Annotated in this window: 6 protein-coding genes; 4 read left to right on the top strand and 2 right to left on the bottom strand. The window is 70.7% G+C overall.

Features of this window, described 5'->3' with window-relative positions:
- Positions 1–251 precede the first annotated feature (251 nt).
- Positions 252–1,406: an ROK family transcriptional regulator gene (locus AWQ70_RS36950; RefSeq protein WP_067186870.1), complete on the top strand. Its 1,155-nt coding sequence runs from the start codon at positions 252–254 to the stop codon at positions 1,404–1,406.
- A 129-nt stretch (positions 1,407–1,535) separates the two neighbouring features.
- Here the strand turns inward: AWQ70_RS36950 and AWQ70_RS39710 are convergent, their stop codons facing one another.
- The gene (locus AWQ70_RS39710) at positions 1,536–2,528 is read right to left on the bottom strand and encodes a DUF2470 domain-containing protein (protein WP_157530960.1); all 993 of its coding nucleotides are present in this window, start codon (positions 2,526–2,528) and stop codon (positions 1,536–1,538) included.
- Positions 2,529–2,590: 62 nt separating this feature from the next.
- On the opposite strand from AWQ70_RS39710, the gene rpsD reads away from it, so the two are divergent.
- From rpsD to AWQ70_RS36970, 3 genes are all read left to right on the top strand, one after another.
- A complete protein-coding gene (gene rpsD, locus AWQ70_RS36960) occupies positions 2,591–3,205 on the top strand; it encodes a 30S ribosomal protein S4 (RefSeq protein WP_067186873.1) in 615 nt (204 codons plus the stop codon).
- Between the two features lie 539 nt (positions 3,206–3,744).
- Positions 3,745–4,755 carry an ion transporter gene (locus AWQ70_RS36965; RefSeq protein ID WP_306303437.1) on the top strand — a complete coding sequence of 337 codons (1,011 nt, stop codon included), beginning with the start codon at positions 3,745–3,747 and terminating at the stop codon, positions 4,753–4,755.
- 137 nt (positions 4,756–4,892) lie between these two features.
- A complete protein-coding gene (locus tag AWQ70_RS36970; RefSeq protein WP_067186868.1) occupies positions 4,893–6,263 on the top strand; it encodes a pyridoxal phosphate-dependent decarboxylase family protein in 1,371 nt (456 codons plus the stop codon).
- Between the two features lie 414 nt (positions 6,264–6,677).
- Here AWQ70_RS36970 and AWQ70_RS36975 read toward each other — a convergent pair.
- On the bottom strand, positions 6,678–7,096 hold a 419-nt coding region (locus AWQ70_RS36975; protein WP_084518221.1), incomplete at its 5' end, for an HNH endonuclease signature motif containing protein.

Below are 7,096 nucleotides of genomic sequence, written 5' to 3' on the forward strand. Positions count from 1 at the left end.
GGGTGCCGCCCGGGGCGCCGGCCGGGGCGGACGCCGTCGCCGGCGCGGGGTCGGCGTCGGTCGCGGCGATCTCCGGCGCCGGCAGGGGAGTGCGGGGGGACACAGACATCTGGGGCTGTTGCTCCTGGAGGGACTAAACGGGGACAAGTGGGACAGTAGCCGGAAGTTAGGCACAACATCAACCGAGTTTTGTAACTCTAAATGAATAAGTCGTTGTACTTCGGTGGCTAGATGTGCTTCACTTTCGCACGATGTCACGACTTGCTACTACCGGTGAAGTCCTCCAGCTCGTCCGGAGCGGGGAGGCGGTGACCCGCGCCGAGATCGGCCGCGTGACCGGGCTGTCCCGTCCCGCCGTAGCGCACCGGGTCGCCGAGTTGCTGCAACGCGGCCTGATCGTCGAGGACGCCGAAGGGCCGTCCACCGGCGGCAGGCCGCCCGTCCGGCTGCGCTTCAACGCCGCCGGAGGCGTGGTCCTGGTCGCCTCGCTCGGCGCCAAGCGCACCCAGATCGCCGTCTGCGACCTGTCGGGGGAGGCGCTCGCGCGCACGGACGTCGAGATCGACGTCGAGGAGGGGCCCGACGTGGTCCTCCCGCTGGTCATGGACACCTGGGAGAAGCTGCTCGACGGCAGGGACGACGTCGTCGGCGTCGGCCTGGGCGTCCCCGCCACCGTCGAGTTCGCCGCCGGTCGCACGGAGAGCGCCCGCGTCATGGCGAGCTGGACCGGCGTCGTGATCCCGCCCGTCATCGCGAGCCGGTTCCCCGTCCCCGTCCTGGTCGACAATGACGTCAACGTCATCGCCATGGGCGAGCACCGCGTGGCGTACGCGTCGGAGCTCGGCGACCTGCTGTTCGTCAAGGTCTCCACCCGCATCGGCGCCGGGGTGATCTCCGGCGGCGGCATCCTCCGCGGCGCGCTCGGAGCGGCGGGCGAGATCGGGCACATCCCGGTCAGGGACGGCGGGGGAGTGCTCTGCCGCTGCGGCAACATCGACTGCGTCGACTCGGTGGCCAGCGGCACCGCCATCCTGCGCGACCTGCGGGACAAGGGCCGCGACGTGACGTCGCTCGCCGACGTGACCGCGCTGGTCCGCGCGGGCGACGCCGAGACCATGGCGATCGTACGGCAGGCGGGACGCAGACTCGGCGAGGTGATCGCCACGGCGGTGAACCTGCTCAACCCGGCCGTGGTCGTGCTGGGCGGCGACGTGGCCGAGATGTTCCAGCCGCTCGTGTCGGGCGTCCGCGAGATCGTCTACCAGAGGTCCACCCAGCTCGCCACCCGCAGCCTGCGCATCGAGCGCAGCCGGCTCGGGCCCGGTGCCGGCATCACCGGGTGCGCCCTCATGGTCATCGACCACGTCCTGTCGCCCGAGGCGATCGACGGAACCCGCACCCCCTAGCGGGAGCGTCTCCGAACCCCGCCCCGGACGCGTTCCCGGGCTCTGCCGCGCGACGTGCGGCTCAGCGCGCGGCTGCCGCTCGGCCTGATCGGCGGCGCGGCGCGGCCCGCCACGCGGGCGCGGTCCCGCTTACGGCTCACGCGGGCACAGGACGCAGCTCAGGGCGTGTTCCAGCTCGGCCGCGTCGGCACTGGGCGAGGGCCAGGGCAGCCGGATCAACCGGTCGGGGCCGGACCAGACGGTAGCGCCATAACGGTCCAGCTCCCACAGCCACACATCGGCGCCGGCCGGCTCCCCGAGCAGATGCCCGACGGCCCGCGCGAGCTGCCCGCGGTGCCACTCGTTGACGTGCCGCAGGATGCGCTCGGCCGCGTCCAGCAGCGGGTCGGGGGACGCGTCGAGATAGTTCTCCGCGTCGAGCACCCCTGACTCCTGCCCGGTCAGATAGACGACCTGGGCGACGTCCACTCGGAACAGCCGCGGAGCCGCCACGCCGTCCGGCGATGCCGATGATGCCGGCGATGCCGATGATGCCGGCGATGTCGATGATGCCGGTGATGCGGGCAGCATCGGCTGTGTGGGTGGCGGTGGCGTTCTGGTCGGCACCGGCTGTGTGGTCGGTACCGGCTGTGTGGTCGGTACCGGCTGTGTGGTCGGTACCGGCTGTGTGGGTGGCGCCGGTTGTGTGGGTGGCGCCGGTTGTGTGGGTGGCGCCGGTTGTGTGGGTGGCGTGCGCCGCTCCGCCGCGTCGACGGCGGCGAGGAGATCATGGTCGGGGCAGCGGTCCGCGATCGACACCGCCGTAGCCCTCGCCTCGTCGTCCGGTACGGGCTGCGCCCACCCCTGGATCTTCAGCAACCCCCGTGGCGAGTCCTTGCCGCCCGTGTCGCGCGTCACCACCAGGTCCACCGTCACCACCACCTCGTCCGCCGCGACGCCGTACAGGACCTCGCCGGGCTTGACGAGCAGCACTGGGCGGCCGGCCGCGTCCACTCCGCCGCGCGTCGCGCCACTGGGGGCGCCGCTGTGAGGGGCGCCCGCGACGGAGACGTGCGTGGCGGCGGCCACGGCCGCGAGCGTGCGGATCCGCTCCGCGATCGGGGGAGCTTCCACGGGGTGCATGACCCCTCCTTATAAGGTTAGGCTTGCCTTAATTAGGCTTACCTAACCACAGGAAGGTGAACGTGCGCTACACAGGTCCCAAGGTGCGGCTTTCCCGTCGGGCGGGCGTCCCGCTGACCCGGAAGGCGGTCAGGTACTTCGAGGCGCGTCCGTACCCGCCGGGCGAGCACGGACGCAAGACGAACCGCCGCAACGTCGGCGACTACGGCATCCGGCTGCTGGAGAAGCAGAAGCTGCGCTGGTACTACGACGTGTCGGAGAAGCAGCTCCGCCGGTACTGGGACCTCGCGCTGCGCCGGCCGGGTCGCTCCGGCGAGGAACTTGTCGTCATCCTGGAGTCCCGGCTGGCGTCACTCGTGCTGCGCTCGGGGCTGGCCCCGTCGATCTACGCCGCTCGGCAGTACATCAACCACGGGCACATCACCGTCGACGGCCGCAAGGTCGACATTCCGAGCTATCTGGTGAAGCCCGGCCAGGTGATCGGCGTTCGGCCGAGGTCCCGCACGATGCATCCCTTCGTGGCCGCCTCCGAGGGGGTTTACGCCGACGACCGCATCCCGCCCTACCTGTCCGTCGACCACAAGGAGTTGCGCTTCACTCTGGTTTCCCAGCCCGTCCGCGAGCAGATAGCGGTCCCGGTCGACGAGCAACTCGTCGTCGAGCACTACTCGCGATGACCTGATCCCCCTGCCGATCGCCCCGTCCCCGCGTCTCCTGTCCCCGCGTTCTCCGTCCCCGCGGCCCCCGTCTCTGCGTCCGCCTCGCCCTGTCCCCGGCTGCCCTCTGTCCCCGCGTCCGCCTCGCCCTGTCCCCTCGCAACGCCGCGGCCGTCCCGTGCGAGCCCCGTGCCGAGGAGTCATCAGGTGAGGGGACGGGGCTGACCGGGGGAGCTGTCCAGGGAGGTGCCGGGGCCGTTCACGTTGAGAAGCACGGGGACGGGCGAGCAGGCACTGGGCTGGTCCCGGGGGCGGGGCGGTCTCGGGGGCGCCATCCACTGTGAGGGTCGCGTCGCGAGGCCACCGGGCGAGGGGGCGCCGGGGTGACTTCGGGGGCGGCTTCGGGAGGTGTCGGGGCCGCCCACTGTGAGGGTCGCGTCCTGAAGCTGTGCCGTGGGGGAGGGGCGAGGAGCCGCTGGGGCGGTCCGGTGCACGGTGCCCTGTCCGTCGACGACGGTGTTTCGGCGCACTGCCAGGCGGTGACGGTATGTCGGCGTCCCGTGCCCAACTGGATGTCGAGCGTGTGCGGCGTTCGCGGGCTCCTGAAGGGCACCCCGGTGACCTGCGTGACGGTGACCCCCGAGGGGACGCTCTGCCCGCTCGACCTGCACCGGCGTGCAGGGAGCCGCCGTATATGGACATGTCGATCACTCGGACCGGCGGTGTCCGTTATGCTCTCGGGCGATCTCGTGTCGTACCCCCAGGAGCCATGTGTGCGTGAGCGCGTCCGCTTAATCATCGAGTCACGGCGGTTCCAGCAGGCGATCATCGGGGTCATCCTCATCAACGCGGCGACGCTCGGAGTCGAGACCTCACCGTCCGCCGTCGCCCGATACGGCGATCTGCTCCACTTCGTGGATCACTGCGCGTTGTACGTATTTGTGGTCGAACTGCTGGCCAAGGTGTATGTCTATCGGCTGCGTTTCCTGCTCGACCCCTGGAACGTTTTCGACACGTTCATCATCACGATCTCCTTCCTGCCGACGGCGAGCGGCCTGTCCGTGCTGCGTGCCGTGCGCGTGTTGCGAACGCTCCGGCTGATCTCCGTCGTGCCGTCCCTGCGGCGGGTGGTCTCGGCGTTGCTCAACGCCGTGCCGGGCATGGCATCGATAGTGCTGCTGCTCGGACTCGTGCTCTATGTGGCGGCCGTCATGGGCACCAAGCTCTACGGCACCGCCGCGCCCGACTACTTCGGGGACCTGCCGAAGTCGCTCTTCTCGCTGTTCCAGGTGATGACCGGGGACGCATGGTCGGACATCGCGCGACCATTGATGGAAACCCATTCGTCAGCCTGGCTGTACTTCGTGGTGTTCGTGCTCATCTGCACGTTCGTGGTGCTGAACCTCTTCATCGCCGTCGTGGTCAACGCCATGGAAGAGGAGAACCGCGAAGAACGCCGCGACGAGCAGGCCGTCCCGAGCGACGAGCAGGCCGTACTGAGCGAGGTGGCGGCCCTGCGTGAGGAGATCCAGAGCCTTCGACAGCTTCTCGCCGATCGGGTCCCTTCCTGACGGTGATCCCGCTTCCGCTCGCGATGAGTGCGTTCACCCGTCGAGCTGGAACGTTGTCGATTCGGCCAAAGATAGATGATTCCGGTCAGGGCCATGATCGAGAGCGCGGCCGATGAGGTCGGGGATAAGGTGCGTCGGTGGAGGAACTGAGTCGTCTGTTCCGATCGGCCGCCGACCACGCGGCCGACTACCGCCGGTCGTTGCCGGACCGGCCGGTCGGAGCGTCGATCGACCAGAGTGCGCTGGCCGACGCGTTCTCCGGCCCGCTGCCCTCCGCCCCCTCCCCACCGGAGCAGGTGCTGGCGGACCTGGTCGCCGCGGCCGAGCCCGGCCTCATCGCGAGCGCCGGCCCACGATACTTCGGGTTCGTCGTCGGCGGCGCGTTGCCGGCGGCGACCGCGGCCGACATCCTCGCCGCCGGCTGGGATCAGGTCGCGACCAACGCCGTCACCTCGCCGGCCGCCATCGCGGCCGAGGCTGCCGCCGGCACCTGGCTGAAGGAACTGCTGGGGATACCGGCGTCGGCATCGGTCGGCTTCGTCACAGGCTGCCAGGCGGCCAACACCGCCGGGCTCGCCGCCGCCCGGCACCAGGTGCTGGCGGACGTGGGCTGGGACGTGGAACGGCGCGGCCTGCTCGGGGCGCCGCCGATCCGCGTGATCGCCGGTGAGGAGCGGCACGGCACCATCGACCGGTCGCTGCGTCTGCTCGGCCTCGGAGCGGACGTGGTGGAGCCGGTGCCCGCCGGGCCGAATGGCGCCGTCGACCTCGGGGCGCTCGGGGATGTACTGCGAGCCGGTCCTCCGGGGCCCACGATCGTGTGCCTCCAGGCCGGCAATGTGAACACCGGTGCCTGCGACCGACTCCGGGAGGCGTGCGAGCTGGTCCGCCGGCACGGTGGGTGGGTGCATGTGGACGGGGCATTCGGGTTGTGGGCCGCGGCGAGCCCCGGGACCCGCCACCTGGTGGACGGGCTGGAACTGGCGGACTCGTGGGCCTGCGACGGTCACAAATGGCTGAATCTTCCCTATGACTCGGCCTTCGCGTTCTGCGCCCGTCCCGAGGTGCATGCGGCGGCGATGTCCTACACCGCCGCGTACCTGGTCGGTTCCGGCGGGGGCGTGCCGGTGGGAGCGGACCTCACCGCCGAGTCCTCGCGCCGGGCTCGGGGGTTCGCTGTGTGGGCCGGGCTGCGGGAGCTGGGCCGCGATGGGGTTGCGGCACTGGTCGGCCGCTGCTGCGCGCTGGCCCGCCGGTTCGCCGATGGCCTGACCTCGGCCGGGTTCGAGGTGGCGAACGAGGTGGTTCTCAACCAGGTGCTGGTCGGGTTCGGTGACGACGTGCGCACCGACCGGGTGGTGGCGGCGGTGCAGGCGGACGGCACCTGCTGGGCGGGCGGTACGACCTGGCGGGGGCGCCGATTCATGCGGATCTCGGTGTCGAACGCCATCACGACCGAGGCGGACGTGGACCGGTCGGTCGCCGCGATCACCCGCCTCGCCGCCTAACGCCGACCATGCTCCGCGCAGCACCGAGGCGGCGAAGACGTCGCCGCCTACCAGCGCTCGGTCAGCAAGGACCGGGAACTGCGCGCCGTCCTGCGTCCGGGGCCGCCCGGCACCGACTCAGAGGCCCGGCCCGCGGCCAAGGTCCGTGCCGCCAAGGCCGCCGGAGCCTGAGGCCGTCGACTGGTGGTGCTTGGTCCCGCCGGTCTGATGGCCTCTGGGGGCGGATGTAGGTGAATCTCCGCTGGTCCTTGCCGGGCTGTTGGTGTCACCCGGCCCGCACGCGATCGGACGGGCCAGCGTAGGGGAACCCCCTACCGGCCCCTTGCGCGCTCTGGTGGTGTCACGCGGCCCTACACGCATCGGGCGGGGCCGATGTAGTGGAACCCCCACGGGCCCTTGGCGCGCGCGGTGGTGTTATCCGGCTTGTAGGCGTTGGGCTCGGGGGCCGATGTAGGTGAATCCCCATCGGTCCTTGCCCACCCGGTGGAGCCGGTAGTTCTGGGGGTTGCGGTAGCGGTCGCGGTTGTGGAACTGGCAGGTGGGCCCGAGGTTGCGCAGGTCGGTTGCGCCTCCGTCGGACCAGTTCATGACGTGGTCGATCTGGCAGAGGTGGGCGGGCAGGGCGCAATCGTCGACCATGCACTTGGTGTAGCGGGCGAGGATGGCCCGGCGTTGCCTTCTGGTGGCTTGGCGGGCTTTGCGTCCGACGTCGAGGACTTCGCCGTCGGAGTTCATGACCAGGCGGGTGAGGCTGGAGGTGCGGGCCAGGCGGTGGATGTCGGTGACGGGGAGGAACTGTCCGGTGGCCAGCAGGAGCCCGGGCAGGGTGCGTC

The organism is Microtetraspora niveoalba, from assembly GCF_001570405.1.
Classification (GTDB): Bacteria; Actinomycetota; Actinomycetes; order Streptosporangiales; family Streptosporangiaceae; genus Microtetraspora; species Microtetraspora niveoalba.